Here is an 18,989-nt window from a genome sequence, read left to right as displayed (position 1 = left end):
TGGGCTGTCTCGCTCCAGAACTAACGCCAGCTGAACGATGACAAGCGGGTGTCATCATTGTGATGATACAACGTTCCGCCTCGCTTCGTACAAGCTGCGGCAGGGAGATGAAGCGGTGTCGTCCGAAATGGAGAAATGGCTGGAAAGACGCGGTGTAACAGTTGCCAATATTGCGGAGATTGTTTATTCGCTGCAAAGTCCGTACAATCCGAGCCTGTCGCTTGAGGAGTGCGAAGATAGTGTGCATACGGTGTTGTCCAAGCGGGAAGTGCAATATGCGCTTTTTACCGGTATTGCATTAGACGAGCTTGCGGAGCAGAAGCTGCTTCCAGCCCCGCTGCAAGCGATCATGGAAGCGGACGAATCGTTATTTGGCGTGGACGAGACGCTTGCGCTGGGGATCACGAATGTGTACGGGATGATCGGTCTCACGAGCTTTGGTTATCTGGACAAAGTCAAGCCGGGAATTATACGCACGCTCAATGAGAAGGGCCAGCATATCCATGTGTTTCTCGACGATCTAGTAGCTGGTGTCGCCGCAGCCGCATCTGCGCGAATTGCCCATAAAGATCCCAAGGCAACGCGATATTCCATACCTGAAATTCCATAAGCTTACAGCAATTAACGGGCTTCAAAAACGGTTTCCATTCATGCGCCGTTGCGGTGAAAAGCGAATTTATGCTATCATTATGACATTATATGCCCTGAAAGCATCTATTTGTGTAGCGCAGGGCCTTTGGGCTGTTACGGCAGCGGTCAGAGAGTATGAAGGCTCCAATCTATCCCGTTTCTTATTGGATAAAGTTTTATTAAGCTCAGGGGGTTCCTTTCATGTGGACGGTTATCTATATTGCGCCGACAGCAAAAATTGCCGAGAGCATCAAAAACCGGCTAACGCAGGAAGGGTTTCTCGTAAAGATCAGACCGATTAATGTTTCTAAGCAGCAATACGAAATATTGGTCCCTTCCGGCGAACTGGATGAAGTGCAGGAAGTGCTGAACAACATTTTGAATTCGCAGAGGTAGAATTAAAATCTACTGCGCCGCTAAAGAGGTGTCTCTTGTGTTCAAGGACTTATTTCATAAAAAAAAATATGCCACAATACCTTCCGCCCAACCGAGAACGAAGCCGGATATTCCGGAAGGCCTGATGTCCAAATGTCCCAAATGCGGGAACATTCAATTCAGCAAGGAAATTGAGAAGAATCTCAAAGTTTGCCCGAGCTGCGGTCATCATTTCCGGTTGAATGCCTGGGAACGGCTTAACATGGTGCTTGATGAAGGGACCATGGTAGAGCATAATGCTGAGCTGGAGTCGGAAGACCCGCTCAGCTTCCCGGGTTATGCCAAGAAGCTGGAGGCCCAGAAGGAAAGCTCCGGCCTGCGCGATTCCGTCGTGACCGGTGAAGGGTTGATCGGCGGATTTCCTGTTGTTGTTGCCGTTATGAGCTTTGACTTTTTTGCGGGGAGCATGGGTTCGGTTGTCGGCGAGAAAATAACGCGTGCGATCGAACAAGCCCATGAGAAGGGGCTGCCGCTTATTATTTTCTCCACCTCAGGCGGAGCGAGGATGCAGGAAAGCATTCTCAGCCTGATGCAGATGGCGAAGACAAGCGCTGCACTGGCGAAGTTCCAAGGCGAGGGTGGCCTGTATATCTCGGTTCTGACTGATCCGACGACAGGCGGTGTCACCGCGAGCTTTGCTACACTTGGCGATTTTAATTTGGCCGAGCCGGGGGCACTGATCGGTTTTGCAGGACGTGTCGTTATTGAGCAGACGATCCGCCAGAAGCTTCCGGATAATTTTCAGACCGCGGAATTTAATCTACAGCATGGACAGCTGGACAAAGTCGTACATCGCAAAGATTTGAAGTCGTTGTTGACCAAGCTGCTTGATATGCATTCGGTAAAGGGGGATATCGCCCATGGCGGGTGAGCTGCCGTTCGAAAAGCCGCTTAGCGACCTACGTCTAAAGATTGATGAATTGAAAAAGCTTGGCCAGGAATCCGGTATTGATTTTACGGATGAAATATCCCGTCTTGAGCAAAGATGCAATCAGCTGCAGGAAGAGCTGTATAATGAATTGTCGCCCGCTCAGAAGATGCATTTGGCCCGCCATCATGGCAGGCCTACATCGCTGGATTACATAGGAGCGATTTTTACAGATTTCATTGAGCTTCACGGGGATCGTCTGTTTGCGGACGATCTTGCAATAGTTGGCGGTTTGGCCAAGCTTAATGGTGTGCCGGTTACCGTTATTGGCCATCAGCGAGGCAAAGATACGAAGGACAACATCGCTCGTTTCTTCGGCAGCCCGCATCCCGAAGGGTTCCGCAAGGCGCTCCGGCTGATGCAGCAGGCGAACAAATTCGGCCGTCCGATCGTCACGTTTATTGACACTAAGGGTGCGTATCCCGGCAACACTGCCGAGGAACGGGGCCAGTCGGAAGCGATTGCCCGCAACCTGCGCGAAATGGCAGTATTTGGCGTGCCTATCATCTGTGTTGTCATTGGCGAGGGCGGAAGCGGAGGCGCGCTTGCACTCGGGGTAGGCAACCGTGTTCTGATGCTGGAGAATGCGATCTATTCGGTTATTTCGCCTAATGGAGCCGCGTCTATTCTGTGGAAGGATGCATCACGTGCGGATGAAGCGGCTGCGGTTATGAGAATCACGGCGAATGACATGGTCGATTTCGGCATTGTCGAGGAGATCATTGCAGAGCCTCAGGGCGGTGCGCACCGTGATTTGGCGGCGCAATCCGAGACGATCAAGGAAGCGGTATGGCGCCATTTGCAGCAGTTATCCAAGTTTACACCGGAGCAGCTCATAACGGATCGTTACGACAAGTTTCGCCGTATTGGGAAGTTCCGTGAGCCGGAGCCTGAAGACGGGCAGGAGCAGCCGGTTTCCGAGCCTGCTGGCACCGCCCAAGTGTGAAGATTCTGGCCATATACTGAATAAGCAGCATCGAATTATGTAATTTAAAATCAGACATGCTATGCATTTAACGGAGGATGGAAACTACTCATGCGCAAAACTAAGATTGTATGTACGATTGGTCCTTCCAGCGAATCACTGGAGAACACGAAGAAGCTTATCAATGCTGGAATGAACGTTGCACGTCTCAATTTCTCGCACGGTGATTTTGAGGAGCACGGCAACCGGATTATCAACATCCGTCAAGCATGCCAAGAGCTGGGCACAACAGTAGCGATTCTGCTTGATACGAAGGGACCAGAAATTCGTTTGGGCAAGCTGAAGGAAGAGCCGATCGAGCTGAATCAAGGAGACACGATCACGCTCACGACAGAAGAGATTCTTGGCGATCGCAACCGTATTCCGGTTACCTACGCGAATCTGCCTGCTGATGTCAGCATTGGCTCTACGATTCTGATCGATGACGGTCTCATCGGTTTGACGGTAGAAGAGGTTGCAGGCACGGAGATCAAATGCCGCATCGTAAACTCCGGCCCGATCAAGAGCAAGAAAGGCGTTAATGCGCCGGGCGTTCATATCTCCCTTCCTGGCATTACAGAGAAGGATGCGAATGATATCATCTTCGGTATCGAGCAAGGCGTTGATTTCATCGCTGCATCGTTCGTGCGCAAAGCAAGTGATGTTCTTGAGATCCGTGAGCTGCTGGAACGCCATAATGGCAGCCATATCCAAATTATTTCGAAGATTGAGAACCAGCAGGGTGTAGATAACCTGGATGAAATCCTTGAGGTATCCGATGGTCTGATGGTTGCGCGTGGAGACCTTGGCGTGGAAATTCCTGCTGAAGAGGTGCCGCTGGTACAGAAGCAAATGATTCAAAAGTGTAACCGCGCCGGCAAGCCGGTCATTACGGCAACACAAATGCTGGATTCCATGCAGCGCAATCCGCGCCCGACTCGTGCAGAAGCAAGTGACGTTGCGAATGCGATCTTTGACGGTACGGATGCGATCATGTTGTCCGGTGAGACAGCCGCTGGCAAATATCCGGTTGAATCTGTACAAACGATGTCACGAATTGCGGTTCGTGCAGAATCCGCTCTTGAGTATCGCGAGATCTTCACGAAGCAAGCGAATGCTCAACAAACAACGGTTACGGAAGCGATCAGCCAAGCTGTAGCCAACTCGGCGCTTGATCTGAGTGCGAAAGCGATCATTACTTCAACAGAGAGCGGTTATACCGCACGGATGATCTCGAAATATCGTCCGAAATCTCCGATTGTTGCTGTGACGCCTGTAGAGCAAGTAATGCGTCGTATGGCGCTTATATGGGGTGTTATTCCAGTTAAAGGAACACCTGCAAATACAACGGACGAAATGTTCGATATTGCGGTTCGCGGCGGTATTGATTCCGGCCTTGTTAAGCTTGGTGATACGGTTATCATCACTGCAGGCGTGCCAGTAGGACGTTCGGGATCGACGAACCTGATCAAGATCCACACCGTTGGCGAGCTGCTTGCCAAAGGACAAGGCATCGGCGGTCAAAGCGCAACGGGCAAGATCGTTATCGCCCGCACTCCTGAAGAAGCTGTCGCGAAGACGACAGAGGGCTCCATTCTTGTTACGGTATCGACCGACAAGGAATATATGCCTGCAATCAACAAAGCTGCAGCCGTAATTACTGAGCAAGGCGGCGTTACGAGTCACGCGGCTATCGTTGCACTTAATCTGGGTATTCCGGTTATCCTTGGCGTTCAGGATGCATCCCAAATTTTGCGTGACGGCATGGAAGTTACGGTATATGCTGAAGTAGGCATCATCTACTCCGGTCAAGCCAAAGTATTGTAAGAACTGCTCTTTAGAGGGCTGTCATAACGGATAAATACAACAAGAGCGATGGTGCGCGACACCGTCGCTCTTGTTCTACATCGACATGAGAAGCGAGAATAGAGCAGCAACGGATAAGGAGGACGTGGCAGGTGGGAGATTGGGGAATCGTAACGAAAGATACATATTGGCACTTGCATCCGTTAAGAGTACGATATCAGGAAACGGATCAGATGGCCGTGGTTTTTCATGCTAACTATGTGAACTGGTTTGAGATCGGCCGAACGGAGCTTGTCAGGCATTTGGGTATGCCCTATGGCGAGATCGAGAAGAGGGGCTTGCTGCTTCCGGTTGTAGATTTGACTTGCAAATACATATTGCCTGCCCGCTACGATGACCGGATCATTGTGTGCACATCTGTTCAGCAGTATTCGACCGTTCGTATTGCGTTTCGTTCAGAAGTGAGGCGGATTGCCGATGATGAGATCATCCCTGCTGAGTGGAATGGCGCTGAACCTCCAGGCGAGCTGCTGGTGAAGGGTGGAACGCGGCATGTGTGGGTCAGTACAGATTGGAGGCCCAAGCGGCTGGACAAGGCGCTTCCCGAGCTGTATGACATTATCCAAAAGGTAGCAGGCGGGGACGAGAAAGGAGACTGTTAATATGCTGAAGTGGATTATTGCAGCTATTGTCATCATACCCGCCATCGAAATATGGGGCATCATCCAAATGGGGCAGCTTATTGGGGGCTGGGCGACATTCGGCTTGATCCTGCTGACTGGCTTTGCCGGGGCGAATGCTGCAAGAATGGAAGGGCGCAAAGCGCTTATTGAGGTGCAGAAGCAGCTGCAGCAGGGACAGCCTCCCGGACATGCAATGCTGAATGGACTGTGTATTCTGATTGGCGGCTTGCTGTTGATGGCGCCGGGCTTCTTCACGGATATCATCGGAATAACGCTTCTGCTCCCCTTAACCAGACCGCTATATCGCATACTGATCCTTAGGTGGCTGGAGAAAAAACTCCGCAACGGCAACGGCACATTTAGGATCAACAGATAATGCTGCTAAAAACGCCCGGCCATCCAACGAAATGCGGAAGGCCGGGCGTTTTTGATTGCAATGCAGGCTACTGAGGTTGACCGACCGCCAACCGCCGTCCGTCATACGGCGAAACACTGCGTGCTGTGACTGCACGTGGTGCATAGCAGAATATTGGAGGAAGGAAGGGGGAAAGGTGCAAGACGGCAGGTATTTTGGTTTAAATAAGTTATGCTTAGAGAATGCCTGCGAATGTGCTGCTTTTTAAGCTGATTTTGACCAGTTTCAGCGAATCACGACGAAATTCCTGCTCTTTGGCAGGTATTCAGCCTTCAGTAGCCTCTTGGGGAAAGAAAACATGCGTTTTCGCAGGAATGTTCGCCTATGAAGCTTAGACACCACCCAAGTCGCAAGTCAAGGATCGGTGGATTCGTCGCTATCGAATGGGAGCGGCCTCCTACTTATATCCCCTCACAATAAACATATACAAATCTTTGAACACATTGGCACGGTTAAAAGCATCCAAAATGACGAGGGAGACAGGGCCGATAATAAGTCCCAGCACGCCAAAGAGCTTGAGCCCGACAAACATCGCGATCAGAGTAGGGAGAGGGTCAAGTCCGACGCTGCTGGCAAGCACCTTCGGTTCGAGAATTTGCCGGGCAACGAGGATGACAGCATACAGCACAGAAAGCCCGATCCCGAGCGAGATGTCTCCATAAATGAATGTATAGGCGATCCAGGGAACCATTGCGGCACCCACCCCGAGGTAAGGCAGCAGGTCGATTAATCCGATAAGCAGACCAATCGTAATGGCATAATCCACATCCAGAATAAGCAGGCCGATGATCACGACGACAGCGGTAATGGAGATCATAATGAGCTGGGCGCGCAAGTAGCCGAACAATGCTTTTTGGAGATCGTTCCAGACTGCGGACGTTGTTTTTCTAACCGAACCGGGGAACCAGCTCTGCATTTTGACGAGGTGGCGGTACCAGTCTTTACTGATGAAGAAAGCAGCAAGAATGACGACAATCATAATTGTAGCGACATTCGGCAGTGACGAAATAATGCTGACAATGCCATTCACGAAGTAACTGATAATATCCGAGCTGGTTTGGGCGAGCAAATTCGCCGTATCGGAAATTCGCGTATTGATCGTTTCCTGATAATTAGGATTTTCCTGATAGAACGTACTGATCTTCTGAATTATGCTTTGGATTTCCGGAAGGGCAACGATCCGGTCGAATTCATTTTTCCACCAGGCTACCGTGCTTTCGAGTGATTTGGACAGATGGATAATTTCGACGACGATACGGGTTACAAGTGCTGATACGATGGTCAGCATGGCGATGACGAACAGCAGCAGAGAAATCGTGACGCCCAGCCAGCGCGGCAGCTTCAGCTTGCGCTGCATGAGATTAACGACAGGGTTGAGCATATAGGCGAGCAGCCAGCCCAGAACAAACGGATAAACAAAAGGAGTAATATAGATAACAGCCAGTATAAGAGACACAATTCCAACAACTACAAGCAGCGCACGACCAACCCGCCGCCATAAAGTACGATCCATACTCCTTCACTCCCCCAAGTTTTCTGTGTCAGCCTGCAAACCAATCGGATTTTCGGCTTCTGATCGTGAGCGTATTGTTGTATATTGTATCATGACGGATCATGTTTACCAAAATAAAACAGGCTAAAGCAAGTCCCTTTACGCTCCATTTACAATCCATTAACATGAGAGTAACAGTAATGCTACATAATGAAGACAATTACGTCGAAGCCCGTATACATAGGGTGAGATAGAACTGCTGCGCGATCATATCGCATTGCAAGCTGTATGTGGCTTCTGACTGCATTTCGAGTGCGCAGCACCGCTGTACAACGCCTGAGGAGGATCTTATCGTGACCAGACCACTGCCGTATTATGTCAACCGTGATTTGAGCTGGATCGAGTTTAATAGACGCGTATTGGAAGAAGCCCAGGATACCGGCAGTCCGCTGCTTGAGCGGGTGAAATTTCTGGCGATCATGTCCAGCAATCTGGACGAATTTATGAGTGTCCGTGTTGCAGGCATTCAAGATCAGATCAAGGCCGGTTATACGAAAAAGGATTTTACGGGCTACACGCCTGCCGGACTCTGGAAACGTCTCATGAAGCGGACGGCCCGCATGGTGGCGGACCAATATAAGGTCTACCGCGAGGTGCTTCGCGATCTGACCAAGCAAGGCATATGCTTCCGCGATATCGATGAGCTGAATGCCGCCCAGACGAAGGCGATTGATGATTATTTTCAAGAGATCGTATTTCCGGTGCTTACTCCGATGGCGGTCGATCAGAGCCGGCCGTTCCCGCTGCTTCATACGAAGGAGCTGTATTTGTCCGTCCTGCTGGGCCGGGACAACGTTCCGCCAGAGGAGGAGCCTTTCATTGCGATCGTACAGGTTCCGTCTATTCTGCAGCGCTTCGTACCGGTACCAGGGAGATTGAACAGCAAGAAGACTGAATTCATCCTGCTTGAAGATCTGATTGAACGTCATATTAATACATTATTCAACGGTTATACAACGATTGATGTGCACCCGTTCCGATTGACGCGAAATGCGGATTTGACGCTTAACGAAGAAGGAGCGGAGGATCTGCTGGAAGAAATCGAGAAGGAGATACGGCGCCGCCGCTGGGGGATGCCGGTCCGGCTGGAGTACGGCAAGGGGATGCATCCTTACGCGCTTCAGGTGCTGCAGGAGGAGCTGGAGCTTGGCGAGAACATTATGGAGATTGACGGGCCGCTCGATCTGAGCTTTCTGATGCGATTCGCCAGCTCTCTGCCGGGCTATGATTCACTTCGATTCGAGCGCACGGAGCCCGTCTATCCTCAGGAATTCGATCATGCGGAAGATATGTTCACGATTCTTCGTGCGGAGGATGTGCTGGTGTACCATCCATACGAATCCTTCGAGGCCGTGAATGATTTCGTCACAGAGGCGGCGCATGACCCCGACGTGCTGGCGATCAAGATGACCTTATATCGGGTCAGCGGACAGTCGGCGCTTGTTCAAGCGCTTGCGGAGGCAGCTGAGGCGGGCAAGCAGGTTACGGTAGTCGTTGAGCTGAAAGCAAGATTTGACGAGGAGCGCAATATTGCGTGGGCGCGCCAGCTGGAGAAGGCTGGCTGCCATGTCGTGTACGGGCTTGTCGGTCTCAAGACACATGCCAAAATAACGCTTGTCGTGCGCAGGGAGCAGCAGATGCTGCGCCGTTACGTGCATGTAGGCACAGGCAACTATAATGACAATACGGCGAAGCTATACACAGATTTCGGATTGTTCACCTCCCATCCTGTCATTGGCGCGGATGCGTCAGCGCTGTTCAATGAAATAACGGGCTACTCTTCCCCTTATGAATGGAAGGCATTTGGTGTAGCGCCGACTGATCTGAAGCAGAAGCTGTTCGGACTTATTGACCGGGAGAAGGCGCATGCCTTGGCTGGACAACCTGCGCATATCGTGGCCAAAATGAACAGCCTGTCGAATCAAGAAATGATCGACAAGCTGTATGAGGCCTCGCAGGCTGGCGTACGGATCGAACTGATTGTACGCGGAGTATGCTGTCTGCGTCCGGGCGTACCGGGACGAAGCGAGAATATTCGTGTTATTAGTATCGTGGACCGATTCCTGGAGCACTCGCGCGTCATGTATTTCAATAATGGCGGCGATGAGGAAATCTACTTGTCGAGCGCCGACTGGATGACCCGCAACCTGACCCGCCGGATTGAGCTGATGTGCCCCGTGTTCGATCCGCGGCTTCGCAAGATGATGATCAACGTGCTGCGGCTGAACCTGATCGATAATGTTAAAGCGCGCGAGCTTCTGCCGAGCGGCAATTACGAGCTTGTGACGAATGATTCGCCGCCAATGCGCAGCCAGTTCGAAGCCAGAAAAATTGCCAAATGGAAAAATTAACGATAATCCGGGAGCGTTAAGATAGGGGCAAGCCCCCAAATTTTCTTGAAATCATCTCCAATTGCATCTACTTCCTTGCGCTCGATTGCCAGTACTCCATCTGCCCGTACAGCGCGCAGATGGAGTTTGCCATGCTGGGGTTCGATGACAAGGCGGCCGATCGCCTGTGTCTCACTCCGGTCAAGCGCGATGGCAAGCTGGAGCAGGATGCCGAGCCTGCCAATCAGCAGCAGGTCAGTCTCGTCCAGCATCGGCCTGTAAACGGCCGCAAGCTGTCTCGCGCGATTCTTGCTTTTGTAGGAAGCGATAGCGGCGCAGAGCAGCGTTTCACGATGGGACAGGCCGTGTATATGTGAATTGATCATGAGGTAAAAGGTATGCTTCGTATAGTCATAATAATCGATGCTCGCTCCGATTCGAAAAAGAGTGGAGGCCGTGTCGATTAACAGACGTGCCCGCGCGGGAAACGCATGCAGCGGTTCAAGCGCATCAAACAGCTGCAGTGCAGCACGGTTCACCTGGGAGACATGCTGCTGCGGTGCTTCAGGATGCAGCGCGGCGAGATTATTGACGCTGAACCCCAGCGGATCATCAAGCTGCGGCCGTTCAGGGAAGCGTGTCGCGAAGAATAGCCCGTCCCTGAGACCAGAGCCGCAGATCAAATAATGCGAAGCCTGAATGATTCTTGCGAATTTGCGCAGTATGGCAACTCCGGGCACGATAATATCCAGCCGATCCTTCGAGAGGCCGGCAACCTTGCGCCGCTTCTCAAGCGGCTGCGGCCGCAATGCCCCGAACAGTTCATCGACCGCTTCGTGGGAGATCGGATAATTGTGGAAGCTATCAAACGGATATTTGATACTGGCCTGGTGAACCTTGGCAAGCGAGCGCACGGTGCCGCCGACACCGACAAGCGGCAGTCCCGGGGATTGCCTGAGCCATGCCTCGCGTTGTGCCGCTTTCTCGATCATTTGCTCCAGCGCACCGAGCTGTTCATCTTCCAGCATCCCTTTCAGCGAGAATCGGCGGGTGATGCTGACACATCCAAAGGGGAATGAAACGGACTGCACGAGCTTGCGGTTTCTGAAGAGCGAGATTTCCGTGCTTCCGCCGCCGATATCGATAAGAAAACCATCTGTTATCTCCATGGAGTTGATCATGCCGAGGAAGCCGTAGCCTGCCTCCTCTTCGCCCGAAAGCAGCTCGATGGCAAGGCCGGTCTCTGATTCCACACGTTGAAGAATATGATTGCGGTTGGTTGCATTGCGAATAGCGGCAGTAGCCACTGCGCGGATTTGTCCGGTACGGTGATGTGCGCATATGAGGCGAAAGTGATTGAGCATATCAATGAGATCGCCAATTCTATGATCCGGCAGGCTGCCGGTATCGTCTATTTGTTCGCTGAGCCGCGCTGACCGCTTGCTCCCGTCGATTACGCGATGAGCACCAGCTGCAGTCCGCTCGTATACGACGAGGCGAATCGAGTTGGAGCCGATATCAATAATGCCGATGCGTTGTTCCGTCATAACTTTAAGAACCTCCGGAATTGGGGTGTCGAGTTCTATTCTACAGAACAGTGTACCATTAATGAAACGGAGTCAAAAGAGCGGTTTTTTGTGTTTTGGCAGAATTTAATGTTACGATAGAGAAGTGCGGCGGGAGATGTAAGCTTTTATTGCATAAATATAGGCTTAGAAGTGAAAAATGTAAGACGCTGGGTGTCAAATTCGCGCGGCTGAACCTGCAACACAAAATATTTATGGTGCCGATAAAGCATTTTTATGTCCGTTTTTGTTCACATCCTTGTCAAAATCCGATATGATTAAAGCGACGATTCAGAACCGTAACCATTTATTGCAATTAAAGCATGTATAAAGGAGCGAGAAGAATGACAGCAACCAAAGGACTAGAAGGCATCGTCGCAACGACGTCATCGATCAGCTCGATTATTGACGGCGTATTAACATACCGCGGCATTGATATCGACGACCTGGCGGAGAATGCTTCCTTCGAGGAAGTCGCTTATCTGCTTTGGTATGGCAAGCTGCCGACGCAATCCGAACTGGACGGCTTGATTAAACAGCTCGGCGAGAATGCTGCAGTACCCGCTCAAGTAATCGAGCAATTGAAGCTTTATCCCAAGAATGCGAACTCCATGGCTGCGCTGCGCACCGCTATCTCGAGCCTGGCGCTGTATGATGAATCCGCCAACGACATGTCTGCCGAGGCGAACATCAATAAAGCGATCAAGCTGCAAGCTCAGCTCCCGACGGTTGTAGCGGCATTTGCCCGTATCCGGGAAGGACAAGAACCGGTTGCTCCCAAGACTGGCGTTTCGATTGCGTACAATTTTCTCTACATGCTTACTGGACAAGAACCTGAGGAAGTGGCGGTCAGAGCGCTGGATCAGGCGCTTGTGCTGCATGCAGACCATGAGTTGAACGCTTCTACGTTCGCTGCCCGCGTCACAGTGGCAACGCTGTCTGATATTTACTCCGGCGTCACATCGGCAATCGGCGCTCTGAAGGGTCCTCTTCACGGCGGCGCGAACGAAGCTGTCATGGTGATGCTGGAAGAGATCGGCTCCTTCGACAAGGTCGAGTCGGTTATCAACAACAAGCTTGCCAACAAAGAGAAGATCATGGGCTTCGGTCACCGTGTATACAAGAACGGCGATCCGCGCGCGAAGCATCTGCAGAAGATGTCCCGTGAGCTCGGCAAGCTGACAGGCAATATGGAGCTGTACGAGATGTCCGTCAAGATCGAGGAGCTCGTAACCGGACAAAAAGGGTTGAAGCCTAACGTAGATTTCTACTCCGCATCTGTCTACACCACACTGAAAATTCCTCGTGATCTGTTTACTCCGATCTTCGCGATTAGCCGCGTATCCGGATGGACCGCTCATATTCTGGAGCAATACGAGAACAACCGCCTCATTCGTCCGCGTGCGGAGTATGTAGGACCTGTTAATCAGAAGGTTACACCGATTGGTGACCGCAAATAGAAGACAGTCATTCGGCAGCTCATCTCTGCCGGTATTGTGACGGGGTGTTGGCGTGCAGCGGTTAGAGGCTGCAGGGCCGGCTCCCTTGTGTTATGTTTATTGAGTACTACATACAAGTTATGAAACATCCAAGGAGGAAATTTGATTATGCAATTGGAAAAATTCGCACTGCCTACCGAAGGACAAAAAATTACAATCGACAACGGTGTTCTGCAAGTACCAAACAACCCTATCATTCCTTTCATCGAGGGTGACGGTACTGGCCGCGATATCTGGAAAGCATCGAAGCGCGTGCTTGATGCAGCTGTTGAGAAAGCATATAACGGCGAGAAAAAAATCGCTTGGTACGAAGTTTTTGCTGGCGAAAAAGCATTCAATCAATACGGCGAGTGGCTTCCGGCTGATACATTAACAGCGATTCGCGAATACATTGTAGCGATCAAAGGACCATTGACGACGCCAATCGGCGGAGGCATCCGTTCCCTGAACGTAGCACTGCGCCAGGAGCTTGACCTGTACGTTTGTCTGCGTCCAGTTCGTTACTTTGACGGTGTACCTTCCCCGGTGAAACGTCCTGAGCTTGTTAACATGGTTATCTTCCGTGAGAATACCGAGGATATCTATGCTGGTATCGAATACCAGGAAGGCTCCGCTGAAGTGAAGAAGGTTATCGAATTTCTGCAGAAGGAAATGGGCGTTAACAAAATCCGTTTCCCGGAAACGTCCGGAATCGGCATCAAGCCGGTATCGGCTGAGGGCTCCAAGCGTCTTGCCCGCGCTGCTATCGAGTACGCGCTGAAGCATGGCCGCAAATCGCTCACGCTCGTTCACAAAGGCAACATCATGAAGTTTACCGAGGGCGCGTTCAAGAACTGGGGCTACGAAGTGGCTGAGCAAGAATTCGCTGAGCAAACCTTCACTTGGGGTCAATACGACCGCATCAAGGAAGCAGAAGGAACAGATGCGGCGAACAAAGCACAGAAGGATGCAGAAGCAGCAGGCAAGCTGATCGTGAAGGATGCAATCGCAGATATCGCGCTTCAACAAGTCCTGACTCGTCCAACTGACTTTGATGTTATCGCTACGCTTAACCTTAACGGCGATTACCTGTCCGATGCACTGGCTGCTCAAGTTGGCGGTATAGGAATTGCGCCAGGCGCGAACATTAACTATCTGACTGGCCACGCGATTTTTGAAGCTACGCATGGTACAGCTCCTAAATATGCGGATCTTGATGTCGTTAACCCGGGTTCAGTTATCCTCTCCGGCGTAATGCTGCTGGAGCACCTGGGCTGGCAGGAAGCGGCTGACATGATCTACAAAGGCTTGGAAACATCGATCAACAACAAAACCGTAACTTATGATTTCGCTCGTCTGATGGAAGGCGCAACCGAAGTGAAATGCTCCGCGTTTGCAGACGAAATCATCAACAACCTGTAATCCGTTCTACGATTCGAAGCGTGCGCTGCTCTTAGAGCAGCGCACTATTATATTGATTTCGGGAGGTACTTGAAATATGGCTATCAAACGGAACAAAATTACGGTTGTAGGCGCTGGCTTTACCGGTGCGACCACTGCGTTGATGCTGGCGCAAAAAGAGCTTGGAGACGTCATTCTCGTCGATATTCCGCAGTTGGAGAACCCGACGAAGGGCAAGGCGCTTGATATGATGGAATCCACTCCTGTACAAGGCATTGATTCCCGTATTAGCGGTACTTCCGATTATGCGGATACAGCAGACTCCGATGTTGTCATCATCACTGCCGGTATTGCCCGCAAGCCGGGCATGAGCCGTGATGATCTTGTGAACACGAATGCAGCCATCGTAAAATCCGTTTGTGAGAATATTAAAGCAACCAGCCCGAATAGCTATGTTATTATTTTATCGAACCCGGTTGATGCAATGACTTATGTTGCTTACAACGCACTCGGCTTCCCTAAGAATCGAGTGATCGGTCAATCCGGCGTTCTTGATACTGCCCGCTACTGTACATTTATCGCACAGGAGCTGAATGTATCTGTCGAGGACGTTCGCGGTTTCGTGCTTGGCGGCCATGGCGATGATATGGTGCCGCTTGTTCGTTACTCCAATGCAGGCGGCATTCCCATCGAGAAGCTGATCCCTGCTGACCGCATTGAAGCCATTGTGCAGCGCACCCGTGTTGGCGGAGGCGAAATCGTGAATCTGCTTGGCAATGGCAGCGCATATTATGCGCCAGCCGCGTCGCTTGTCCAAATGACAGAAGCTATTCTGAAGGACAAGAAGCGGATCATTCCAGTTATCGCACTGCTTGAAGGCGAATATGGCTACGACAACCTGTTTATGGGTGTTCCGGTCATACTTGGCGGAGACGGCATCGAGAAGATATTTGAGCTTGAGCTGACGACTGATGAGAAGGCGGCGCTGGAGAAATCCGCAGTGTCCGTCCGCAATGTCATCAAAATTGTAACAGGCTGATAGGCGCCAATATCACTCATGAAGCACATGGGACCCTGACTGAACGTTGTCAGGGTCTTCATTTTGTCAGGAAGAAACGGGGGTACTTTGATGATCGAGCAGGCGCAGCGGATGTTAAAACAGGTTTACGGATATGACAGTTTCCGCAAGGGGCAGGGGGATATCATTACAGGCTTGTTAGAAGGCAGGGATACACTCGCGATTCTGCCAACTGGCGGGGGCAAATCCCTCTGTTACCAGCTCCCGGCGATGCTCCTTCCAGGTACGGCTATCGTCGTATCTCCACTTATTTCATTAATGAAGGATCAGGTTGATGCGCTTGGACGCTTAGGCGTGCCTGCGGCATTCCTGAACAGCTCGCTGGATGCAGCATCCTATCGCGATGTCATTAGACAAACGGCGCAAGGGGTCTATAAATTGCTGTATGTCGCTCCGGAGCGGCTTGACGGCACAATGTTCGAATCTTTCACCGGCCAGATGCATATATCGCTCATTGCGATTGATGAAGCGCATTGTGTGTCACAGTGGGGGCATGACTTCCGGCCAAGCTATCGGCAGCTTGCCAACTGGATTGGCCGTCTGGACAACCGTCCCCCGGTGGCGGCCTTTACGGCGACGGCAACGCCGGAGGTGTCGCAGGATATTGCCGATATGCTGAGGCTGCGCGAGCCGAACATATTCGTAACCGGATTTGCGCGGACGAATTTATCTCTGTCGGTCGTTACGGGTACGGATAAAAGAAAGTTTCTGCGGGATTATGTGAGTCAGAGAGCCGATCAATCCGGAATTATATATACCGCTACCCGCAAGGAGGCGGATGAGGTTTGTGACGCTTTGACCAGACTTGGCATCAGCGCTGGGAAGTATCACGGCGGTCTTGGCGATAAGGAACGGGCAGAGGCGCAGGAGCAATTCCGCTTCGATGATATCCGGGTGATGGTGGCGACGAATGCCTTTGGAATGGGAATAGACAAGCCGAACGTCCGTTATGTCGTCCATTGGCAGATGCCTGGCGATGTGGAATCCTATTATCAAGAAGCGGGTCGGGCCGGTCGTGATGGAGAAGAGAGCGAATGCGTGCTGATGTTTGAGCCGCAGGATGTGCAGGTGCAGCGGTTCTTGATCGAGCGGGGCACAAGCGATGCGGAGCGGCGCACGATACAGCTTAATAAGCTGTATACGATGATGCACTACAGCAGAACGGAGCGATGTCTGCTCCAGTTCATTGTGAGCTATTTCGGTGAAGCGGACGTACCCTCCTGCGGCAAATGCAGCAATTGTCTGGATCAGAGCGAGAAGATTGATATGACGGAGGATGCCCGCAAGGCGCTTTCGTGCGTTGGAAGGCTGAAGGGACGGTTCGGAATTTCAATGGCTGCGAAGGTGCTTAAGGGCTCGCGGGAGAAGCGGATTCTGGAGTTTGGCCTTGACCGCTTGTCCACTTATGGCCTGCTGCGGGATTGGGCGGAGAAGGATGTTACGGATTGGCTTTATTGGCTCGTCGCCGAGGGTTATATGCGTATAAGCGAAGGCGAGTACCCGACTGTCTCCCTGGCTGCAGAGGCACTGCCGGTTCTGGAAGGAAAGGTGAATGTTCTCAGGCGCCGCAGCATGTCTGCCAGACGCCGTGCAGCGGAAGGTGCTGCTGTTGCCAATTCGCCGTTGTTCGAGGCGCTCAGAGAGTGGCGCAAAGAGACGGCGGCGCGGGAGCATGTTCCACCTTTCATGCTGTTCTTCGATGCGGCTCTTAGGGAGATTGCCGACAGGCAGCCCCTGACGACCGAGCAATTGCTGGCGGTTAAAGGTGTAGGGGCAGCCAAAGCGAGCAGGTATGGCAGCGATGTTATTGCGATTGTGCGGAAGTTTCGTACAGATGCAGAAGGGGCTGGCGGAGGACAGGCCCCCCTATCTTCTTACAGCGATGCGGCGGCAACGATTCAGAGGCCGGCTGGCGGGGGACGGGAGCTGCAAGGAGACGATGGTTCAGAATTGTCCAGCCATCTGCAATCCCTGCTGCTGCTTCGTGAAGGCTATACGCTCAAGCAGATTGCCGAGCAGCGCGGCATGACAAAGGTAACGATTGAGAACCATCTGCTCCGCTGCGGTGAAGAGGGCGAGGATATAGACTGGGATGCATTTATCCCTGAGCAGCATGAAGATCTTATTATCCGAACGATTGTGCAGGTCGGCACGGAGCGTCTGAAGCCGATCAAAGAAGCGCTGCCAAGCGATGTGGATTATTTTGCGATCAAAGCGGTTATGGTGAAACATCGTCTCATTTAATTTGCTAATGAAGCGTTTACTTTGAATTTGAATGATTGTTTTAGTATAATAATTATGATTTTATAATGAATCTGCAGGAGGAAGCATAATGTTGGAATTTATGGTGTTGCTGCACACGATTGGAGCAGTAGGGATGGGGTTCTACATCGTTATGCCGCTGCTCGTAGGCAAAGCGTCCAAGCTTGCCGGAGCGGGACAGGCAGGTCTTGCTGACGGACTTATCTCTGCCAACCGGATTGCCCAATATTTTCTGATTGTTCAGCTGCTGACAGGCGGCTATTTGATGTCCAAGGGCGAGTACAGCGTATTGTGGATGATTCTGGTTACGCTGTTGTTCCTGGCTATCGCTGCATTAGGCGGTATCGTGACGAAGCCGCTCAAACGGATTGTAGCTGCTATTGAATCTGGCCAAAGCGCGACCGCGCATATTGGCAAAGCGCGAGTCATGAGCCTGATTGTGCTTGTGCTTTATCTTGTCAATATTTATTTGATGCAATATCCAATGTACAAGTAAGCTCATGTGCTTGGAGCCGTTCAGCGCTGAACGGGGAATTGGAATGTGCTGACGGTTTCATTGTCGGATGACTTTATCATTATTGGATGTCGGATACAAGTTAGGTGGGACGATCCATGCTGGAATCCCAAGCGTCCAAAGGAAAGCGGCGGCGGGAGCAGCTGCTGAATGTATTGAAGCGCCAGGGGCGCATTACGATTCAGGAAGTTATTGAGCGTTTCGGCATATCAGAAGCGACTGCAAGGCGTGATCTGGAGCTGATGGAGCGCGAGGAGCCAGTCATTCGCACGATAGGCGGCGCAATGTACGACGGGATGAACACCGTCAAGGAGCTCCCCTTTGCAGAGAAGGAAGGGCTGTTGTTTCTGGAGAAGGAGCGGATCGCCCTGGCGGCGGCCGCGCTTATCGAGGAAGGCGATGTTGTTGCATTGTCAGGCGGAACGACGAATTATTTGCTTGCGAAGCTGCTCAAGATCCGCAGAGGCATTACAGTCGTAACGAATGCTGTTAACGTGGCGATGGAGCTTGCTGGCAGCGACATTCAAGTTGTCGTCACAGGCGGGCTCATGCGGCATAACAGCTTCGAGCTGTGCGGGCCCCTTGGCGAAGGGATGATCGGTCAGCTCAACATCGGCAAAATGTTCCTGGGTGTAGACGGTGTCTCCACCAGTGGAGGGATTACGACCTATTCCGAGCAGGAAGCGCATATCGCCAAGGCGATGATGGGACGCTCGCAAGCGACTTATGCGATGTTCGACCATACGAAGGTTGGCCGCGCCTCGCTATTCTCCATTGCGCCGCTTGCCGCACTGCAGGCGTTCATCACGGATGAGCCGCTGCCGCAGCAGCTGGCCGCATCTGCGCAAGATCACGGCATTCGCATCTATATTGCGGAACCTGCTAACGATAAATAATTAATGGGGCTGTCTCGAAAGTACTATTTGGAAATCTCAGCTCCTGCTTTAA

Annotated in this window: 16 protein-coding genes; 14 read left to right on the top strand and 2 right to left on the bottom strand. The window is 51.7% G+C overall.

Annotated elements, in window-relative coordinates; genetic code table 11:
* Positions 1 to 127: 127 nt before the first annotated feature.
* The 7 genes from K0T92_RS20135 to K0T92_RS20105 all read left to right on the top strand — a co-directional run bounded on the left by K0T92_RS20135 (position 128) and on the right by K0T92_RS20105 (position 5,822).
* Complete coding sequence (locus tag K0T92_RS20135) at positions 128 to 610, top strand: phosphatidylglycerophosphatase A family protein (RefSeq protein ID WP_246628311.1); 483 nt, start codon at positions 128 to 130, stop codon at positions 608 to 610.
* Between the two features lie 221 nt (positions 611 to 831).
* Entirely contained in the window at positions 832 to 1,026 is a 195-nt protein-coding gene (locus K0T92_RS20130) for a glutamate decarboxylase (RefSeq protein WP_219874279.1), read from the top strand.
* A 37-nt stretch (positions 1,027 to 1,063) separates the two neighbouring features.
* The gene (accD, locus tag K0T92_RS20125; protein WP_219874278.1) at positions 1,064 to 1,936 is read left to right on the top strand and encodes an acetyl-CoA carboxylase, carboxyltransferase subunit beta; all 873 of its coding nucleotides are present in this window, start codon (positions 1,064 to 1,066) and stop codon (positions 1,934 to 1,936) included.
* On the top strand, positions 1,926 to 2,939 hold the full coding sequence (locus K0T92_RS20120) for an acetyl-CoA carboxylase carboxyltransferase subunit alpha (RefSeq protein WP_219874277.1): 1,014 nt from the start codon (positions 1,926 to 1,928) through the stop codon (positions 2,937 to 2,939). Before accD ends, K0T92_RS20120 begins: the two co-directional genes overlap by 11 nt.
* Before the next feature lie 90 nt (positions 2,940 to 3,029).
* Positions 3,030 to 4,784, top strand: coding sequence for a pyruvate kinase (gene pyk / locus K0T92_RS20115; protein ID WP_219874276.1), 1,755 nt, complete (start codon positions 3,030 to 3,032; stop codon positions 4,782 to 4,784).
* Between the two features lie 131 nt (positions 4,785 to 4,915).
* Positions 4,916 to 5,425, top strand: coding sequence for an acyl-CoA thioesterase (locus tag K0T92_RS20110; RefSeq protein ID WP_343223752.1), 510 nt, complete (start codon positions 4,916 to 4,918; stop codon positions 5,423 to 5,425).
* Between the two features lies 1 nt (position 5,426).
* A complete protein-coding gene (locus K0T92_RS20105) occupies positions 5,427 to 5,822 on the top strand; it encodes an FxsA family protein (protein WP_219874275.1) in 396 nt (131 codons plus the stop codon).
* Between the two features lie 436 nt (positions 5,823 to 6,258).
* Here K0T92_RS20105 and ytvI read toward each other — a convergent pair whose 3' ends face one another.
* Complete coding sequence (gene ytvI, locus K0T92_RS20100) at positions 6,259 to 7,374, bottom strand: sporulation integral membrane protein YtvI (protein ID WP_219874274.1); 1,116 nt, start codon at positions 7,372 to 7,374, stop codon at positions 6,259 to 6,261.
* A 332-nt stretch (positions 7,375 to 7,706) separates the two neighbouring features.
* Here ytvI and ppk1 point away from each other — a divergent pair, with 332 nt between their 5' ends.
* Positions 7,707 to 9,764, top strand: coding sequence for a polyphosphate kinase 1 (gene ppk1, locus K0T92_RS20095; protein ID WP_219874273.1), 2,058 nt, complete (start codon positions 7,707 to 7,709; stop codon positions 9,762 to 9,764).
* Here ppk1 and K0T92_RS20090 read toward each other — a convergent pair.
* Positions 9,761 to 11,290 (bottom strand): Ppx/GppA family phosphatase, encoded by a 1,530-nt coding sequence (locus K0T92_RS20090; protein ID WP_219874272.1) that lies wholly within the window; start codon positions 11,288 to 11,290, stop codon positions 9,761 to 9,763. The genes ppk1 and K0T92_RS20090 overlap by 4 nt on opposite strands.
* A gap of 362 nt (positions 11,291 to 11,652) precedes the next feature.
* Here K0T92_RS20090 and citZ point away from each other — a divergent pair, with 362 nt between their 5' ends.
* From citZ to K0T92_RS20060, 6 genes are all read left to right on the top strand, one after another.
* Complete coding sequence (citZ, locus tag K0T92_RS20085; RefSeq protein WP_219874271.1) at positions 11,653 to 12,768, top strand: citrate synthase; 1,116 nt, start codon at positions 11,653 to 11,655, stop codon at positions 12,766 to 12,768.
* Between the two features lie 147 nt (positions 12,769 to 12,915).
* On the top strand, positions 12,916 to 14,208 hold the full coding sequence (gene icd / locus K0T92_RS20080) for an NADP-dependent isocitrate dehydrogenase (protein WP_219874270.1): 1,293 nt from the start codon (positions 12,916 to 12,918) through the stop codon (positions 14,206 to 14,208).
* A gap of 76 nt (positions 14,209 to 14,284) precedes the next feature.
* Complete coding sequence (gene mdh, locus K0T92_RS20075; RefSeq protein WP_219874269.1) at positions 14,285 to 15,226, top strand: malate dehydrogenase; 942 nt, start codon at positions 14,285 to 14,287, stop codon at positions 15,224 to 15,226.
* A 111-nt stretch (positions 15,227 to 15,337) separates the two neighbouring features.
* Complete coding sequence (gene recQ, locus K0T92_RS20070; protein ID WP_246628307.1) at positions 15,338 to 17,509, top strand: DNA helicase RecQ; 2,172 nt, start codon at positions 15,338 to 15,340, stop codon at positions 17,507 to 17,509.
* Between the two features lie 88 nt (positions 17,510 to 17,597).
* A complete protein-coding gene (locus K0T92_RS20065) occupies positions 17,598 to 18,023 on the top strand; it encodes a hypothetical protein (protein ID WP_219874267.1) in 426 nt (141 codons plus the stop codon).
* Between the two features lie 116 nt (positions 18,024 to 18,139).
* On the top strand, positions 18,140 to 18,937 hold the full coding sequence (locus K0T92_RS20060; RefSeq protein ID WP_219874266.1) for a DeoR/GlpR family DNA-binding transcription regulator: 798 nt from the start codon (positions 18,140 to 18,142) through the stop codon (positions 18,935 to 18,937).
* The last annotated feature ends 52 nt before the right edge of the window (positions 18,938 to 18,989 follow it).

The organism is Paenibacillus oenotherae (genome assembly GCF_019443105.1).
GTDB classification, from domain to species: domain Bacteria; phylum Bacillota; class Bacilli; order Paenibacillales; family Paenibacillaceae; genus Paenibacillus_Z; species Paenibacillus_Z oenotherae.
Note: the sequence above shows the minus strand (reverse complement) of the source record. Positions and strands in the feature narration are given on the sequence as shown.

What these genes read in the sequence shown, in the direction of transcription:
- K0T92_RS20065 (WP_219874267.1), top strand. Translation starts at nt 17,598, where the DNA reads ATGTTGGAATTTATGGTGTTGCTGCACACGATTGGAGCAGTAGGGATG.
- mdh (WP_219874269.1), top strand. Translation starts at nt 14,285, where the DNA reads ATGGCTATCAAACGGAACAAAATTACGGTTGTAGGCGCTGGCTTTACC.
- ytvI (WP_219874274.1), bottom strand. Translation starts at nt 7,374, where the DNA reads ATGGATCGTACTTTATGGCGGCGGGTTGGTCGTGCGCTGCTTGTAGTT.
- K0T92_RS20090 (WP_219874272.1), bottom strand. Translation starts at nt 11,290, where the DNA reads ATGACGGAACAACGCATCGGCATTATTGATATCGGCTCCAACTCGATT.
- K0T92_RS20135 (WP_246628311.1), top strand. Translation starts at nt 128, where the DNA reads ATGGAGAAATGGCTGGAAAGACGCGGTGTAACAGTTGCCAATATTGCG.
- K0T92_RS20130 (WP_219874279.1), top strand. Translation starts at nt 832, where the DNA reads ATGTGGACGGTTATCTATATTGCGCCGACAGCAAAAATTGCCGAGAGC.
- K0T92_RS20120 (WP_219874277.1), top strand. Translation starts at nt 1,926, where the DNA reads ATGGCGGGTGAGCTGCCGTTCGAAAAGCCGCTTAGCGACCTACGTCTA.
- citZ (WP_219874271.1), top strand. Translation starts at nt 11,653, where the DNA reads ATGACAGCAACCAAAGGACTAGAAGGCATCGTCGCAACGACGTCATCG.
- pyk (WP_219874276.1), top strand. Translation starts at nt 3,030, where the DNA reads ATGCGCAAAACTAAGATTGTATGTACGATTGGTCCTTCCAGCGAATCA.
- recQ (WP_246628307.1), top strand. Translation starts at nt 15,338, where the DNA reads ATGTTAAAACAGGTTTACGGATATGACAGTTTCCGCAAGGGGCAGGGG.
- K0T92_RS20060 (WP_219874266.1), top strand. Translation starts at nt 18,140, where the DNA reads ATGCTGGAATCCCAAGCGTCCAAAGGAAAGCGGCGGCGGGAGCAGCTG.
- icd (WP_219874270.1), top strand. Translation starts at nt 12,916, where the DNA reads ATGCAATTGGAAAAATTCGCACTGCCTACCGAAGGACAAAAAATTACA.
- K0T92_RS20105 (WP_219874275.1), top strand. Translation starts at nt 5,427, where the DNA reads ATGCTGAAGTGGATTATTGCAGCTATTGTCATCATACCCGCCATCGAA.